Raw genomic sequence first — 15,299 nt, forward strand, 5'->3', positions numbered from 1 at the left:
GAAACATGGAAGCGGTATGGGTGATTATAGGTATGGTGTTCATTTTATATCTCTTTTTTCAAGTGAGCTATATGGAGAAGATGTTGAAAAAACAACGAACAGACGTACAGGAAATCAAGTCTTTACTGATGGTCTTGATTAAAGAACAACAACGAGAAAAAAATGAAGCGCGAAAGTGAGAAAATCTCAGAGCCTTAAACTCTGAGATTTTTTATTATCAATCTCTCGTCTCTTATTTTAAAAAATCCTCCCTGGTTGAAAATGCCAATACCATCCATGATAATGAGTACATATACATAGGTGGGACTAAAGAAGTAACTAGAGCGAATCTATGTTACACATATGGGGGATGGTGTATGGAAAATCCGGCTGGTTTTTGGAATAGAGTGGGAGCGAGATTTGTAGATGGGTTCATTTTAGCGGGTTTTTTCGGAGTCATTACTGGGGAGTTCATTGTTCAGGAGAGTTTCACGGTGGTCGATGTATTGTCGATCTTTTATGCCCTTCTCCTGCCGCCGGTTTGGTATGGCTATACGCTTGGCCGAAGAGCTTTGGGAAATAGAATTGTCCAAACCGATGGCTCAGATGTTACTTTTATCCATATCGTCTTACGTGAGCTTGTCGGCGGTTTAGTGTACTTTGTGACGTTCGGGGTCGCTCTCATCGTCAGCGCCTTTATGGTTGGTTTAAGGGAAGATAAAAGAGGGATCCATGATTTTATCGGCGGAACCTACGTGACGAAGGATGCGCCCAATGACCGTGAACGCTCTGAATTGGATGAACTCAACGCATAAACAAAGAAAAAATCTCAGAGCCTTCAACTCTGAGATTTTCTCTATCCTGTTTAAATGTCAAAGAAAAACCAGATGATGAGAATCGCCTGGATAATGATCTTGGCCACTGTCCCGCTGAGAAAACCGAACAGAGAGCCGATGGCTGCTTTGAACGCCTCTTCCGATGATCGTTTCTGGACAAGTTCCACAATGATGACCAGCACAAATGGAATGACGATGATGCCGAACGGCGGGATAATGAACGACCCGATGATGACACCGATCGCCGCAGAACGCTCGCCCCATTTGCTTCCTCCGTACTTTTTCACGAAGTAGCTGTTGGCGATGATATCAGAGACGATGAGCAGTATGGTCAAGACGACGGCTCCGATCCAGAAGAAGACCGATAGTCCGCTGCCGTTGATGAAGAACGCATAAGCCAGGAATCCGATCCACAGCACGAGCGGCGCCGGTATGATTGGAAAAATGACGCTTGCAAAACTTGCGATGAAACAGGCGATGATGATCACCCAAATAAGTATATCCATAAACGCGTACCTCCTGAGTTTCTGATTCTTTCTTTTATACGATTGACGAGAATAAAAGTTTCTAAACTTTTATTGGTTTCTAGTGCTTGGCTCGCTCAACCTTTTTCATGTTCTTTAACTGGGTTCGAATTTCTTCCTACATAAAAAAGGACCCTCATACGAGAGGGTCCGTCCATCAGTTATTTTAATCCTAATTCCTGACGGTCAGGGGGAGCCATAAACTCCGGTCCCACTGGATCATTGACGTGTTTCAGCAGAATCTCATCAATGTCGTGACGTGTTTCTTCATCGATGGTGAAGCTGTCGACACCTTCAATCGGATTGAGCTGATCCGGTCGGCGCCCTCCCATGAGAGCGATGCCGGATCCCGGCTGGTCAAGCACCCAGCGGATGGCGAGCTGCAGCACGCTCTTGCCGAAACGGTTTTCGGCGAGCTGTTCGAGTTCGCTCACGGCATTCAAGTACTGCTTGAATCGCGGTTGTTGGAATTTGGGATCATTGTTTCTTAAGTCGTCGCCTTCAAACTCACGATTTGAGGACATTTTTCCTGACAACAGTCCACGGCATAACGATCCGTAAGAGATGGTCGTGATGTTATGATCCTGAACGTAAGGCAGCGTCTTCGACTCGATGTCCCGTTCGAACATGTTGTATGGAGGCTGCAACGTGTGCAGCGGCGCTGCTTCGCGGAAAGTGTCCATTTGTTCTGGTGAAAAGTTGCTGACACCGATGGCGCGGATCTTTCCTTGTTTGTACAGGTACGAAAGAGCTTCAGCCGTCTCGTGAATCGGTGTCATCGGATCCGGCCAGTGGACCTGATAAATATCAATGTAATCAGTTTTTAAGCGTTTCAACGAATCTTCGACTTCTTTATGGATGCGCTCTTTGCTGGCATTACGGAAAACGGAGTCTTCGTTCCAATCGATGCCCGCTTTCGTAGCAAGCAGAAGGTCTTCACGCCGTCCATATTGTTCTACAGCTTTTCCGATGATTTCTTCTGAGCGTCCGAACCCATAAGCAGGTGCGGTATCGATCAAGTTGATGCCCTGATCAAGCGCGGAGTGGATGGTTTTTACGGATTGTTCTTCATCCGTGCCTCCCCACATCCAGCCGCCGATCGCCCATGTGCCAAGGCCGATGCGGCTCGCTTCCATGGATGTATCACTAATTTTGATTTTTTCCATTATTACACCTCCAAAGTCAAGCACACTCGTTCCATACCCGTTTCGGAAATTCTTTAATCTATTTTCTCGAAAATGAGATATAATGAAGGAAAGTTCAGGAGGTGGGGGAATGGAGACAGCTAGACAGATCGATCCACAAAAAAAGAAAAGACCACGCTGGAAAAAGGCGACCTGGCTGACGCTCGGAATCGTCATGATCTTGCTGGTTAGTGCTGTTGTTTTTGTAAACGCTTACACTTTAAGGAGCCTGCCGGAGACGGACGGGGAGGCATCTCTTTCTGGACTGGAAGCATCCGTGACCGTGACGAGAGATGATCAGGGGGTGCCTCATATTCAGGCCGAAAATGAACTCGATGTCTTTCGTGCCCAGGGCTATGTACAGGCGCAGGACCGTCTTTTTCAAATGGAGCTTGCACGCAGGCAGGCATCCGGCCGGTTGAGTGAAGTGGTCGGGAAGGCCACGGTTGATCAGGACCGTTATTTCCGGACCCTCGGTCTTAGACGGGCGGCAGAAAAGTCTCTGGCTGTTTATTCAGACGAAGCGACCGAACGTCTGGAGGCGTTTGCGGAGGGAGTCAATGCCTTCATGGAAAACGAACCGCTGCCCCCGGAGTTTGCGATGATGAACATCGATCCCGAACCGTGGACACCGCTTGATTCATTAACGATAGGAAAATACATGGCGTTCGACCTTGGCGGCCACTGGGAGCGCCAGGCGTTCAACTACTACTTGCTGCAGAATTTTTCTGAAGAGGAGGCGTACGAACTTTTCCCGGCATACCCTGAAGATGCCCCGACCGTCCTTGCCGAAGCCGACGCTGTTGATATCGAGAAAAGTTTTGCCAACGTCATCATTCCGAACGAATTTAACGGGAGTAACAACTGGGTTGTGAGTGGAGAGCGTACGGCCTCTGGATCACCGATGCTCGCCGATGATCCGCATTTAGGCATGGCGACACCGTCCATCTGGTATCAAATGCACTTGGAAGCGCCAGGTTACAACGTTTCAGGGGTTATTTTCGCAGGTATTCCCGGCATCATCCTTGGACATAACGACAACATCGCCTGGGGTGTGACGAACGTTGGACCTGATGTGCAGCAATTGTACTTAGAAAAAAGGAACCCTGAGAATCCGCACGAATTTTTATACGAAGATGAATGGGAAGAAGCGGAAGTGTTCACAGAAACGATCGATGTGAAAGACGGCGATGATGTGGAACTTGAGGTTGTAGAGACCCGCCATGGGCCTGTGATCAGTGATTATGCAGGGGAGTCTGGGAAAGATACGCTGCTCTCGTTACGTTGGACTGCCCTTGATGCGACGACAGAACTGGAAGCGGTGCTTGAGATGAACCGTGCCGATGATTGGGAGTCTTTCGAGAAAGGGTTGGAGAAGTTCCTGGCCCCGGCGCAGAATTTCGTTTTTGCAAGTAAAGACGGAACAATTGCCTACAAGGCGAATGGCCAGGTGCCGATCTACAATGAACCGGAGGATGCCTTGCTTCCGATGCGCGGCTGGGAGTCTGAGGATGAGTGGCAGGGGTTCGTCCCTTTTGATGAACTGCCGAGGGTGGTAAACCCGGAAGAAGGATTCATTGCAACGGCGAACAATAAAATTACGACGGAGGACTATCCTTACCATATCAGCCACAATTGGGCACAGCCTTATCGGTACGCACGCATCAGTGAGATGCTCGAGGGAGAAAACGAACTGACGCCGGAGCAATTCCAAGCGATGCAGATGGATGTGAAAAACCTTCAGGCGGAAGAATTCTTACCCCTTCTTTTGGAGCAGGTTGAGGCTGTAACGGCCCTTGAAAAAGAAACGATGGCTCTGATGGAAGAGTGGAACAGGGAAGATGATCGTACACTTGCGCAGCCGTTGATTTTCCATCGTTGGATGGCGAACATCGAGGATCAACTTTACAATGTGGATCTGTCAGGAGACATGCAACAATTTTTCAAAGGGTCCGGACAGACAACAGATGAATTGTTGCGGATGGGCGATGAATCCCGATGGATGCAAAAAGCAGGAGGGATGGGATCAGTGATCTCTGAAGCTTTTCAAGCGACGCTGAATGAGGTGAAGGAAGAGTTTGGAGAAGACCCTTCAGAATGGGAATGGGGAGAAGCGCATGCGGTTGAATTCACCCATCCTCTTTCTAGTATCGGATTTCTGGAGAGGTTCCTGAATCCGGGCGATCCTCTTCCGGTGAGTGGCAGTCGAGTAACGGTCCGTGCCGCTGGTTTCAACAGTGAAGGCCTCGTCAATCACGGAGCATCGTGGCGATTTGTCATCGACATGGAAGACCCGACCGGAGCATACCATGTCGTCGGCCCTGGGCAATCCGGTCATTTTAGAAGCGACTGGTATCACGATCAACTGGAAGATTGGGTGGAAGGGGAGTATCACCTGACCTCTACGGATGAAGTGGAGGGGGAAGTCCTGACTCTTCAACCGTGATTATTTAAGGCTCAGAGTTTAACTCTGAGTCTTTTTCATTTTCTGCCATCTTTTTTAGTTCATGGGCACGAAATTTGATAAAGCTTTTCATATAGTTCTCCAGAAAAAGACGGTCGGCCATACGACCAAGGAGGCCGAGTGGTGATTGATAGGCGAATGTATCCACCATCATCGTGCCTCCTGATTCTTCAAAGAACTCGTGGGTGTGGGTGAACGAATCGAAGGCTCCTTTGACCATCACATCCACGAAGCGGTGCGGCCGATCCATTTCTATAATCCGGGCCGTCAGTCGTTGGCGGATGCCGAAGTGTGTCGCTTCCCAAGTCACTTCGTCTCCTTCTTCCATCCAGCCTTCCGTCACACCAGCCACCGCTTTTTCGTTTGTCTTGCTCGTGGTTTGTTTATGGACATCTACATTTCTCGCGAGATCAAAACAAATATGAGCGGGTGCTTTTATAAATATACGATGATTAATCACCGGCACCATTCACCACTCCTTCCATCTTCACTTGCCTATCATTATACCGCACTTCCGATCTTCTAGATAAGCTCCGGGTAGTGGAAGACACTGTTTTGAGACAAAGGGGTGGGTTTAGGTGCTCCGGGAAAGCGAGCCCCATTCGCTTCATAAAAATTTCGAAACAAGTCCTTTAACACTCCTGCCTTATTCTTAAACAGTTTAAAAGCTAAATGGAATACGAGAGAGGGAATCGTGCCACCCTAGAGAAAAGGAGTGTGCGCTCATGAGGGAAGAACAAATGAAAGATGTTTTTGAAACATACGGATATGGAGAGGTCTACAGCCGTTTTCAAACCCCCTTGTATGTAACAGGGCTTTTAGATGATGTGGAAGAAGAGGTGCTTGAGGATTTCTTTGACAACATCGAATTGACAAAGGAAGTCTTCTTTGATGAATTCCGGTTTTGGTTTCAATATTTCTCTACAGCTCAACGCGGTCCACAGTATTAAAGAAGGATGACCGTCGCTTGCCCCCAATCGTAGTCAACTTTCCTAGAGGCCATCTTTGCTGTAAAGGTGGCTTCTTTTTTATTCTACCTTGACGAAAAATAAAATTGCGTATACGATTAATTGAGAATGATTATTACTATCTACATTGAACGGATATCATTTTTGCAAATATAAGGTGAGGTGCTCAACAATGGTGAGAATGTCCATGCAGGACTTAGGGATAGCCTATGGTGAAGTGAAAATTGTCGAAGATTTGAACCTGCATATCCCTGAAGGAGAAATCACGACGATCATCGGGCCGAACGGCTGTGGGAAATCAACGATCTTGAAAACGATGTCGCGCCTGCTTGAACCGAAGTCTGGTACCGTCTATTTAGATGGCAAAGCGATACATAAAGAATCGACGAAGGAAATCGCTAAGAAAATGGCCGTTCTTCCCCAGACCCCTCAGGCACCCAGCGGTTTGACGGTTTATGAGCTTGTTTCTTATGGACGTTTTCCCCATCAGCGCGGATTCGGTAAATTGACGAAGGAAGACCGTGACATCATCGAGTGGGCTCTTGAGGTAACCGGTGTTCAGCAATTTTCTGAACGTGAAATCGATGCTTTGTCCGGCGGTCAGCGTCAAAAAGTGTGGATCGCGATGGCCTTAGCGCAGGGGACGGATTTGCTGCTGTTGGATGAACCGACCACTTATCTTGATCTTGCTCATCAGCTTGAAGTCCTCACCCTTTTGGAAAAGTTGAACAAAGAAGAAGGCCGAACGATTGTCATGGTGCTTCACGACTTAAACCATGCAGCTCGCTTCGCCGACCATTTAGTCGCTTTGAATGGCGGGAAGATTGTCAAGGAAGGGACGGCACATGAAGTGATGACTTCGGCAGTCCTTAGGCGGGTCTTCAATATCGATGCTGCCATTGTAACGGACCCTCGCACCCATCGCCCGGCATTGATTACGTATGATTTGATTGGGCAGGAGAAAGAAACCGAACCTCAACAACCTGTTAGTATCTATGGATGAAGCCTGGAGGATTTCCCCTCCAGGTTTTTTGTTGGTGAATGTAGGTTTCTATATTTTTCTTTATCCTTCATTAAGAACGGATTCTGTTGAAATGGTAGCATGTGGAAATAATTGTGTGTTACTATATGAACTATACATATAGGATAGGGGTCCCTGAAAGTGCGATAGGGAAGGCAAAAAGAGAACATACCTTCTAGTGCCAGGTGTTAATGTTTACAAGAGTTTTTTTGTAGTATTGTTCGTTATGTCGAATGTTGTCGTTGAGCGAACACCTGGGTGTTTCTAAACATCGTCTTACTAAATCTTTGTTTGGTTAAACGGGAGGTAGAGAAGGTAATGATTCGAGTCATGGTAGTTGATGATCATGTGGTTTTAAGAGATGGAATCACACACGTTATCCGTTTAGAGAAAGGGATGGAGGTCGTTAGTGAAGCAAGCAGCGGCGAGGAACTTCGAAAGAACTTAAAGACTTGCATGGCTGATGTCATCATTTTAGATATCCATTTACAAGATGTAAGCGGGATTGAACTGACACAGTTCGTGAAAAAAGAATATCCTGAGTGCAAGGTTTTGATCCTTACTTTCACTGACCAGGATCATTATCTGCAAGCCGCTATGGATGCCGGGGCGGACGGGTATTTACTTAAGGAAATGTCTATTGAAGAGCTGATCTATGGGATTAAAAGCGTAGAGAAAGGAAATTGTGTCATTCCTCCTTCTATGACAAAAGCCTTGCTTCATAATCAAAATAAGAAAGAGGATATCCGAAGTAAAACACTTACACAGCGCGAATTCGAGGTTTTAAGAGAGCTGGCGAAAGGGCTCAGTAATAAAGAAATCGCCCATATGCTTTTTATCAGTGATAAGACAGTCAAGATTCATATAAGTAACATCTATAAAAAATTGAAGGTGAAAAGCCGTTCACAGGCTTTGCTTTATGCGGTTCAACAGCAGTGGTTCAATCCATCAGATGTCCATTCATACGCTGAGTAGTCCCCGGTATGGGGGCTTTTTTTTTTGGCTTTTTTTAATTTTAAACGAATCTAATACTTTTGGTGTATACCTAAAACTCAATCAAATGGTCTAACAGATTAGTACGCTTAGCCAATTCAAAGAATATTCAAAATAATGGATGATAGGAGTATGTCAAAACAAGGGAGGTCATGATGAAACGTCGCAAGTTTTTGACTCAAGTAATCCTAAGCGTCTGTATCCTGTGTGTAGTCATATTTCTTTCATCGCAGCTGGTATCTCAAACCAAAGCATCTTTTATGGATCATGAGCAGCGGTCCATGAAGATCACGACTGCGCCTATATTTCCAGGCACTGCTGAAGATTACACAGCAAAAGTTGAAAAGGCCTTTCACTCTGTAAGTCAAACATACGCCAAGCTGATTGACCTCTCTGGAAATGAAGAATCATTAAAGGACATCGAGAAAGCTTTAGAAGAGGCGGCTGAAAAAAGAATCGTTTTTAAAGAGCAGACGGAGAGTTATCACACCGTACATAATGAAGCGATGAAGTTCTTCCATAAGTATGATTTCAGCAAGTATCCATTCTTGCTTCACGAAGTTGACAAGGTTAAAGAAGTAAATAAAAAGTTCGAAAGATTATCATCTCAAAGGATCGAGGAGACCATTGAACATCTAAAAGTCAAGAAAGAAAATAGGATGAAAAAAGATAAGGAGTCTCCTTCCCAAGAAGGCGAAGAGGAAAAGATCCAAGAGGAGGCTGATCAATCTGAGGAAGAAGCAGAGAAAGAGGCAGATGATGTAGAGGTGAAAATGGAAGAAGCTGAAGCAGCAGAAGAAGCATCGGATGAAGCCGAGGAAACAACAACAGAAGAAGCAGAAAAAGCATCGGATGAAACAAAGGATATAGCAACAGAAGAAGCAGAGAATTCGTCAGAGGGGACAGATGAAGCGGAACAAACGAAGGGATCTGAGAAGCAGCAGAATGAAGAAAATGCAGATTCGGTGAAATCGACCAGTAAGAAAAGCGAAAAAAATGCTTCCCCTTCTGAAGATAAAACGAAGCAAAAAAAGGAGCAACCAGCAGAAAAGAGTGAAGAGGAAGAAAGAACGCAACAAACCAATGCTGCATCGGAGGATTCCGATGAACGTCCAGTTGATGAAGAAACTGAAAAGCAGCCGGATGGCAAGGGTGTATCAATGACTGATAAGGAATCAGATCATGAATCTCAAGGGGGGCAAGACGATGAAGAAGATCTTTAACATTATAAGAAAGACGGTTTCTGTCATCGTTGTCGGATTCATTCTTTGCTTGGCGGTTTTGGTGTTATCCGTCAAAGCCAGCGGAGGAGAACCCACGGTTTTCAATCATCAATTCAAATCCGTTTTATCCGGATCGATGGAGCCTACCTTTAAAACCGGTTCTATCATCACTATCGAGCTGACAGATGACGGAAAAGGATATGGTAAAGGGGATGTCATCACGTTCATCGATAAAAATGAGAATCTGGTGACCCACCGCATTATCGAGGTAGAGGAAACAAAAAAGGATACGATTTACACAACAAAAGGAGATAACAATGATGGATCAGATGTGGATCCTGTCCTGTCACAAAATGTGGTCGGGGAATACACAGGATTTACGGTCCCCTACATTGGTTTTCTTATAAATTATGCAAGTTCCAAAACGGGTGCTGCGCTCCTGTTATTTATTCCAGGGGCTGTTTTATTCTTCTATTCGATTTTCTATTTTAGGAAAGCCGTGGAGGACTTTAAGAAAGAGCACACCGCTCCAGCATCTGATCAATCGTGAGACACTTCTTATGTTTATCTTACATAGGAGTCCAAATATAAAAAGGAGGAGTTCAAAATGGGTTTATTCAAAAAAGTGAGTGTAGGAGTCGTGACAGCATCCTTAGGGTTGTCGCTAATGGGGGGCGGGACATATGCCTACTTCAGCGATACCGAAACATCGAATAATACGTTCGGTATGGGGACGCTTGATATGTCCCTGGATCCAGAAGTCATCGTTGATATTGACAACTTAAAGCCAGGGGATACGGTTCTGCGAGAATTCAAACTGGGGAATGAAGGAACGCTGGATATTAAGTCTATCAATCTATTGACGAACTACAGTGTCACAGATGCACAGGGAGATAATGATGGCATGGATTTAGGAGAGCATATCCGCGTCAACTTCATGTGGAACTGGGATAAGGAAAGCGAACCAGTCTTTCAGACGACGCTGGCTGAATTGCAGTCCGAAGATCCGGATGTCGTAGCAAAAGATATCTTCGATCCTCTATGGAAGAAGCGTGGAGGTTTGGATGTGGGAGACGAGGATACGCTGTGGGTTCAATTTGAGTTCGTCGATAATGATGAAGACCAAAACGCCTTTCAGGGTGACAGTCTGAACTTAGAGTGGACGTTCAATGCGGAACAAACTGAAGGCGAAGATTACGAGTAAAACCAGCCTTACCTTCAGAGTTCATATAAACGATATTAGGAGGGAGATTTTATGAAGAAGACATTATTTACGTCTTCCATAGCGCTGACGGTCGCATTAAGCGGCCTTGGGGTGAGCGCTTCAAGTGTACATGCAGATGAGGACAAAGTGAAGATGAATGAAAAGTACGACACCCCGTCCTATATTATTGAAAAATGGGAAATGCCTAAATTCCCATCCATTACCAAGCAAAAGGTGTCGGAAGAGGAGATTGCGTTGTCTTACTTGAACTACCAGAAGGACAAGTTCAAGTTGAAGGGAAACATCAATGACTATTTTGAAGTGGTGGAAACACAGAAGGATGAGAAAGAAGGAACCACTCATGTCCGTCTTGTTGAACAGTTCGAAGGTGTCCCTATTTACGGGTCCTCCCAAACGGTGACGTTAAATGAGGAAAACCAGGTGAAAGCTTTCTTTGGACAAGTCGTTCCTGAACTTGAAAAGAAAGACTTGAATACAGACGCTTCCATTAAAGGGGAAGAAGCGATTGCTGTTGCGACAAAATCCATTGAGTCTGAAATCGGGAAAGTGGAGGACTTTGATGCTCCGCCTTCCAGTGAATTGTTCCTTTATGAGCATGAAGGTGAGTTTCACTTAACGTACCTTGTGAAAGCATCCACCTCAAAACCTGCCCCTGGTTATTGGCATTACTTTGTTGATGCTGTGGATGGGGATGTGGTCAAGGGCTATAATGCCATTGATCATGTGACAGGTTTCGGTGAAGGAGTCCTCGGAAACAAGGAAATCTTTGAAGTTACGAAAGAAGAAGGGCAGTATTACATGTTTGATGGAACCCGTGGAGATGGGATCCACACATTTGATGCCCTGAACATGGATCCGTTTTTGTTCAACCTTTTCTCCCAATTGTTAGGATACCACGGGGAAGAAGTGGTGAACGGTCATAAATTCTTCTCAGATCCTGCAGCCGTCGATGCCCACGTTCATGCAGGTGAAGTCTATGACTATTTCAAGGAGACCTTTGATCGTAACTCCTTTGACGATGCGGGGGCACGAATGATTTCTTCTGTCCATGTCGGTGAAAATTGGAACAACGCCGCATGGAATGGCGTACAGATGATGTATGGAGATGGAGACGGAGAAACCTTCCTTCCACTCTCAGGCGCCCTTGATGTCATCGGTCATGAATTGACTCACGCGGTGACAGATCGAAGTGCCGATCTTATTTATGAAGATGAACCAGGAGCCTTGAATGAGTCGCTGTCCGATATTTTAGGCGCTATGGTGGATCGGGATGATTGGCTGATGGGTGAAGATATTTATACTCCAGGAAAAGAAGGGGATGGACTCCGCTCCTTGAAAGATCCTTCCTCAATTCCGCACCCATTCTATCCGGATCGTGGATACCCGGATCATTATAGTGAATTGTACACGGGGGATTTAGATAATGGCGGAGTGCACATCAATTCCAGTATCAACAACAAAGCTGCTTACTTACTGTCTGAGGGTGGCACTCATTATGAAGTCAACGTAGAGGGAGTCGGCAGGGAAGCGACAGAACAAATCTATTACCGCGCCCTGACGAAATATTTAACAGAGTCTTCCGACTTCAGCATGATGAGAGAAGCCGCGATTCAATCAGCTGTGGATCTATATGGAGAATCTTCTCAAGAAGCAGCATCTGTTGCGAGTGCCTACGATGCGGTAGGTGTCCAATAAATAAGAACAGCAACATTTTTATGAAGGCTTCTTCGCTGAAAGGGCCATCAAAGAAAGGCATGAAGACTGTACAAAACCTGGAGGGTTCCCTCCAGGTTTTTTCTTTAGGAGATCGGGGATATCTTTGCAGGAGTCTAGTGGTATGTTATGTTTTGATGGAGATTGTTTCCAGAAGGGATATAAGCCAATAAAAACGCTTGAAGCAGGTGATGATGTTGAAAAGCAGAGGAGTTCTCTCCATCCTTATAACGGTGCTCCTGATCACGGTTGTAGGGGTGATGGTAGGAAAATCAAATTCCTATGAGGAACCAGAAGAAGCCCTTCACGCTGTTGAAGAGGGGCTCACGCTCATTCCGGTTAAACAAATCAATGAAGCAGCTTTATTCTTTTTCATCAAAGATGACCAGCATATAGGGGCTGCTAAAGTTAAAAAAAGTATCTTTGGCTGGAAGGCTGGACTAGTGTCCGTCAACCCCTGGGAAAGGGAGAGAACAGGGGAGAAGTTGAATCGTATGTTCGTTCATGGTGACGACCTCCTTTATGGTGTGGTCCGCAGAGGAGACGAGCGAACGGTGAAGGTGGGGAATGAAAGAGCTGCGATGCTGGATGTAACAGCCGTGCTTCCTGAAAATAAGTCGATAGAGCACCAATGGAAGGGGTTGTACATCTGGTACATTGAAAAAAACTTGCAATCACATCTTGAAATTGAACTTATACATAATGGAGATCGAGAAGTGATTGATTCGATGGTCCTGAAAAGATAAGAGACATAGATGAAGGAGGAAACGGATGAAAATACAAAGATTGGCTGAAAGATTCATTGATTTTGCAAGGGAAGAATGTGAAGGTTCCAGTGACCTTTACAAACAGTTGTCGCTGCAAATCGCTGAAGACGCTTATGTCTTGCACCTTTGTCTGAAAGCAAAAGAAGGGCAGCCTGTACCTAACTTGCTCTTCGCTGCTGTCCATGATTTATTATTGAGAGGGACCGACCATGAGCTTAGAAGTTTCTACCCGAGTGTAACGGACAAACCTGAAAAAGAGCGCAATCCTTTTCCTATCTTTAAGGCGTTTTGTATGGAGAATGAAGAGGCTGTCATTCATCGTCTGCAGACGAAACGTGTCCAGACGAACGAGGTCCGCCGGTGTGCGTATCTTTATCCTGTATTCTGTTCCATTCATCAACAAACAGAAAAACCTTTATCGCTTATTGAAATTGGTACAAGTGCCGGGCTGCAACTACTTTGGGATCAGTACAGCTATTCTTATGGAGACGATGGATCCTATGGAAACCCGGACTCCTTTGTTCATCTCACATCAAAGGTGAGAAAAGGTGAGCTTCCTTTAGATGCTCTTGAACAGATCCCGCCGGTGAAAGAACGAATAGGGATCGACTTACATGTCAGTGATTTAACTAAAGAAGAGGATGTTCATTGTCTGAAGGCGCTCATATGGCCGGAGCATGAGGAGCGGAGAAAGAATTTTGAAACAGCCGTCCAACAACTGAGACTCCATCCCCCCGTTTTAAAAGAAGGGGATGGAGTAACCATGCTTCCTGAAATTGCTGATGGAATTCCAGAGGATACGACTCTATGTATCTTCCATACCCATGTCGCCAACCAGATGCCGGAAAGCATAAAAGATGATCTTCTTCGTCAAGTGGCTAGGATTGGAGAGAAAAGAGACGTCTATCATATCTACAACAATATGAATGATCGAAAGCTTCATATGGATTCTGTTGTCAGTGGCCGTTTTAAGACGAAGACAATCGGTGATACGGATGGTCATGGCCGGTGGTTTGATTGGGAGTTTGGGTTACATTGATGCCGTGAAGTATGGGGACGGTTGTGTTTATACTCCTGAAACTAGAGAATGATAAAAATGAGCCTATTAATTGTGTAAGGAGACGATCTATGCAACTGAACATTAGAAACGAAAAACCTCATGATTACAGAAGAGTGGAAGAATTAGCGCGAGAAGCCTTTTGGAATTTATATTTCCCTGGATGTCATGAACACTTCGTCATCCACAAAATGAGGGACCACGCAGACTTTATTAAGGATCTCTCCTTTGTGATCGAGGTTGATGGTGAGATCGTCGGTGGGATTTTCTATACCCATTCAAAAGTAGTGGCCGAAGATCAGACAGAATATCAAACGATCAGTTTTGGTCCGGTTTTCATCTCTCCTGACTATCATAGACAAGGGCTCGGAAGAAAGTTGATCACGTATTCCATTCAAGCAGCTAAAGAAAAGGGATACCGTGCCATCCTGACTCTGGGCTTTCCCTATCATTATGAACCATATGGTTTCCTGGGCGGGAAGAAATACAACATCTCCATGCCTGATGGAAAGTTCTATAAAGGCTTGCTTGTCCTGCCGCTTTACGAAGGGGCTCTTGAGGATCTATCCGGTTATGTCGTTTTTTCTAATGCGCTGGAGGTTGATGAAGAGGAAGTCGATAAGTTTGATCAATCGTTTCCTCCAAAGGAAAAGAAGGTCCAGGAGAGCCAGCGTGAATTTGAAAAAGCTGCTTCTATGTTGGATGAATAAGGCTTTCTGAGCGTCCCTTGCGATGTTTTTTGACGTGAAGGTCGGGCTTGACGCCGCCGTTTTCCATCACCCCCTTCTTATCATCTCTTACGAGAACAGTAACAATCCTTAGGCTTTCCTCATACGTTGTTGTGAACGCAGTGCTTAGTGCTGTCAGAGCACAGAGGCTGGACCAATGGAGGGGAAACAAGTTGAATGAATTTCAAAATCAAATTCAGAACTTAGATGTCGGTGAATTTCATGCTCAACAACTAGTCCCGAGTCAGCAGGGAGAAGTTTATTCAAATGATGCTCGGTTATGTGTAGGGCTTGGCTTGGGCGGGTTTGGAATCGGTGGCTGTTTCGGCTGTTTCAGCTGCTTCGGATGTGGGGGATGCGGAGGCTGCGCGCGTTGCGGCGGTTGTGGCGGTTGTGCCCGCTGTGCAGGCTGCGGAGGATGTGCTCGTTGCGCCGGCTGTGCGCGTTGTGGAGGCTGTGGCCGCTGCGGACGTTGCGGAGGCCGTTGATCCATCGATCAAGACATTCAATATGAACCAAAAAAATCCCCCCTGTTGGATATTCCGACAGGGGGTCTTGTATGTTGTCCACGCATAACCCTAGTGTTGGATTACATAAAATCGGTTAGGAAGTCACCT

General features: G+C 45.7%; 17 protein-coding genes. 14 read left to right on the forward strand and 3 right to left on the reverse strand.

Annotated features, from left to right (window positions below; genetic code table 11):
* Positions 1–5 precede the first annotated feature (5 nt).
* On the forward strand, positions 6–179 hold the full coding sequence (locus GLW00_RS07395) for a hypothetical protein (RefSeq protein WP_160912694.1): 174 nt from the start codon (positions 6–8) through the stop codon (positions 177–179).
* A gap of 177 nt (positions 180–356) precedes the next feature.
* Positions 357–794 (forward strand): RDD family protein, encoded by a 438-nt coding sequence (locus GLW00_RS07400; protein WP_160912696.1) that lies wholly within the window; start codon positions 357–359, stop codon positions 792–794.
* A 50-nt stretch (positions 795–844) separates the two neighbouring features.
* Here GLW00_RS07400 and GLW00_RS07405 read toward each other — a convergent pair whose 3' ends face one another.
* Complete coding sequence (locus GLW00_RS07405; RefSeq protein ID WP_160912698.1) at positions 845–1,321, reverse strand: DUF456 domain-containing protein; 477 nt, start codon at positions 1,319–1,321, stop codon at positions 845–847.
* Between the two features lie 179 nt (positions 1,322–1,500).
* A complete protein-coding gene (locus GLW00_RS07410; protein WP_160912699.1) occupies positions 1,501–2,505 on the reverse strand; it encodes an aldo/keto reductase in 1,005 nt (334 codons plus the stop codon).
* Between the two features lie 109 nt (positions 2,506–2,614).
* Between GLW00_RS07410 and GLW00_RS07415 the strand changes: the two genes are divergently transcribed.
* Entirely contained in the window at positions 2,615–4,969 is a 2,355-nt protein-coding gene (locus tag GLW00_RS07415; protein WP_160912701.1) for a penicillin acylase family protein, read from the forward strand.
* A gap of 4 nt (positions 4,970–4,973) precedes the next feature.
* Here GLW00_RS07415 and GLW00_RS07420 read toward each other — a convergent pair whose 3' ends face one another.
* Entirely contained in the window at positions 4,974–5,453 is a 480-nt protein-coding gene (locus GLW00_RS07420; RefSeq protein ID WP_160913776.1) for an SRPBCC family protein, read from the reverse strand.
* Positions 5,454–5,712: 259 nt separating this feature from the next.
* Between GLW00_RS07420 and GLW00_RS07425 the strand changes: the two genes are divergently transcribed.
* The 11 genes from GLW00_RS07425 (at position 5,713) to GLW00_RS07475 (ending at position 15,170) form a co-directional block, all read left to right on the forward strand.
* Complete coding sequence (locus GLW00_RS07425; RefSeq protein ID WP_160912703.1) at positions 5,713–5,937, forward strand: hypothetical protein; 225 nt, start codon at positions 5,713–5,715, stop codon at positions 5,935–5,937.
* Between the two features lie 190 nt (positions 5,938–6,127).
* Positions 6,128–6,958 carry an ABC transporter ATP-binding protein gene (locus GLW00_RS07430; RefSeq protein WP_160912705.1) on the forward strand — a complete coding sequence of 277 codons (831 nt, stop codon included), beginning with the start codon at positions 6,128–6,130 and terminating at the stop codon, positions 6,956–6,958.
* Between the two features lie 336 nt (positions 6,959–7,294).
* Positions 7,295–7,951, forward strand: a complete 657-nt coding sequence (locus tag GLW00_RS07435; RefSeq protein WP_160912707.1) for a response regulator — start codon at positions 7,295–7,297, stop codon at positions 7,949–7,951.
* 173 nt (positions 7,952–8,124) lie between these two features.
* Positions 8,125–9,192 carry a hypothetical protein gene (locus GLW00_RS07440; protein WP_160912709.1) on the forward strand — a complete coding sequence of 356 codons (1,068 nt, stop codon included), beginning with the start codon at positions 8,125–8,127 and terminating at the stop codon, positions 9,190–9,192.
* Positions 9,176–9,742, forward strand: coding sequence for a signal peptidase I SipW (gene sipW, locus GLW00_RS07445; protein WP_160912711.1), 567 nt, complete (start codon positions 9,176–9,178; stop codon positions 9,740–9,742). The genes GLW00_RS07440 and sipW overlap by 17 nt, the downstream gene beginning before the upstream one ends.
* A 57-nt stretch (positions 9,743–9,799) precedes the next feature.
* Entirely contained in the window at positions 9,800–10,396 is a 597-nt protein-coding gene (locus tag GLW00_RS07450; RefSeq protein ID WP_160912713.1) for a CalY family protein, read from the forward strand.
* A 51-nt stretch (positions 10,397–10,447) separates the two neighbouring features.
* A complete protein-coding gene (locus tag GLW00_RS07455) occupies positions 10,448–12,112 on the forward strand; it encodes a M4 family metallopeptidase (protein ID WP_160912715.1) in 1,665 nt (554 codons plus the stop codon).
* A 212-nt stretch (positions 12,113–12,324) separates the two neighbouring features.
* Entirely contained in the window at positions 12,325–12,876 is a 552-nt protein-coding gene (locus tag GLW00_RS07460) for an aspartyl-tRNA synthetase (protein ID WP_160912716.1), read from the forward strand.
* Between the two features lie 25 nt (positions 12,877–12,901).
* The gene (locus GLW00_RS07465; RefSeq protein WP_160912718.1) at positions 12,902–13,936 is read left to right on the forward strand and encodes a DUF2332 domain-containing protein; all 1,035 of its coding nucleotides are present in this window, start codon (positions 12,902–12,904) and stop codon (positions 13,934–13,936) included.
* Between the two features lie 89 nt (positions 13,937–14,025).
* Positions 14,026–14,664: a GNAT family N-acetyltransferase gene (locus tag GLW00_RS07470; RefSeq protein ID WP_160912720.1), complete on the forward strand. Its 639-nt coding sequence runs from the start codon at positions 14,026–14,028 to the stop codon at positions 14,662–14,664.
* Between the two features lie 191 nt (positions 14,665–14,855).
* Entirely contained in the window at positions 14,856–15,170 is a 315-nt protein-coding gene (locus tag GLW00_RS07475) for a heterocycloanthracin/sonorensin family bacteriocin (RefSeq protein WP_202412409.1), read from the forward strand.
* Positions 15,171–15,299 lie beyond the last annotated feature (129 nt).

It is taken from the genome of Halobacillus litoralis (assembly GCF_009856445.1).
Lineage (GTDB): Bacteria > Bacillota > Bacilli > Bacillales > Halobacillaceae > Halobacillus > Halobacillus litoralis.

What these genes read in the sequence shown, in the direction of transcription:
- GLW00_RS07395 (WP_160912694.1), top strand. Translation starts at nt 6, where the DNA reads ATGGAAGCGGTATGGGTGATTATAGGTATGGTGTTCATTTTATATCTC.
- GLW00_RS07400 (WP_160912696.1), top strand. Translation starts at nt 357, where the DNA reads ATGGAAAATCCGGCTGGTTTTTGGAATAGAGTGGGAGCGAGATTTGTA.
- GLW00_RS07405 (WP_160912698.1), bottom strand. Translation starts at nt 1,321, where the DNA reads ATGGATATACTTATTTGGGTGATCATCATCGCCTGTTTCATCGCAAGT.
- GLW00_RS07410 (WP_160912699.1), bottom strand. Translation starts at nt 2,505, where the DNA reads ATGGAAAAAATCAAAATTAGTGATACATCCATGGAAGCGAGCCGCATC.
- GLW00_RS07415 (WP_160912701.1), top strand. Translation starts at nt 2,615, where the DNA reads ATGGAGACAGCTAGACAGATCGATCCACAAAAAAAGAAAAGACCACGC.
- GLW00_RS07425 (WP_160912703.1), top strand. Translation starts at nt 5,713, where the DNA reads ATGAGGGAAGAACAAATGAAAGATGTTTTTGAAACATACGGATATGGA.
- GLW00_RS07430 (WP_160912705.1), top strand. Translation starts at nt 6,128, where the DNA reads ATGGTGAGAATGTCCATGCAGGACTTAGGGATAGCCTATGGTGAAGTG.
- GLW00_RS07435 (WP_160912707.1), top strand. Translation starts at nt 7,295, where the DNA reads ATGATTCGAGTCATGGTAGTTGATGATCATGTGGTTTTAAGAGATGGA.
- GLW00_RS07440 (WP_160912709.1), top strand. Translation starts at nt 8,125, where the DNA reads ATGAAACGTCGCAAGTTTTTGACTCAAGTAATCCTAAGCGTCTGTATC.
- sipW (WP_160912711.1), top strand. Translation starts at nt 9,176, where the DNA reads ATGAAGAAGATCTTTAACATTATAAGAAAGACGGTTTCTGTCATCGTT.
- GLW00_RS07450 (WP_160912713.1), top strand. Translation starts at nt 9,800, where the DNA reads ATGGGTTTATTCAAAAAAGTGAGTGTAGGAGTCGTGACAGCATCCTTA.
- GLW00_RS07455 (WP_160912715.1), top strand. Translation starts at nt 10,448, where the DNA reads ATGAAGAAGACATTATTTACGTCTTCCATAGCGCTGACGGTCGCATTA.
- GLW00_RS07460 (WP_160912716.1), top strand. Translation starts at nt 12,325, where the DNA reads ATGTTGAAAAGCAGAGGAGTTCTCTCCATCCTTATAACGGTGCTCCTG.
- GLW00_RS07465 (WP_160912718.1), top strand. Translation starts at nt 12,902, where the DNA reads ATGAAAATACAAAGATTGGCTGAAAGATTCATTGATTTTGCAAGGGAA.
- GLW00_RS07470 (WP_160912720.1), top strand. Translation starts at nt 14,026, where the DNA reads ATGCAACTGAACATTAGAAACGAAAAACCTCATGATTACAGAAGAGTG.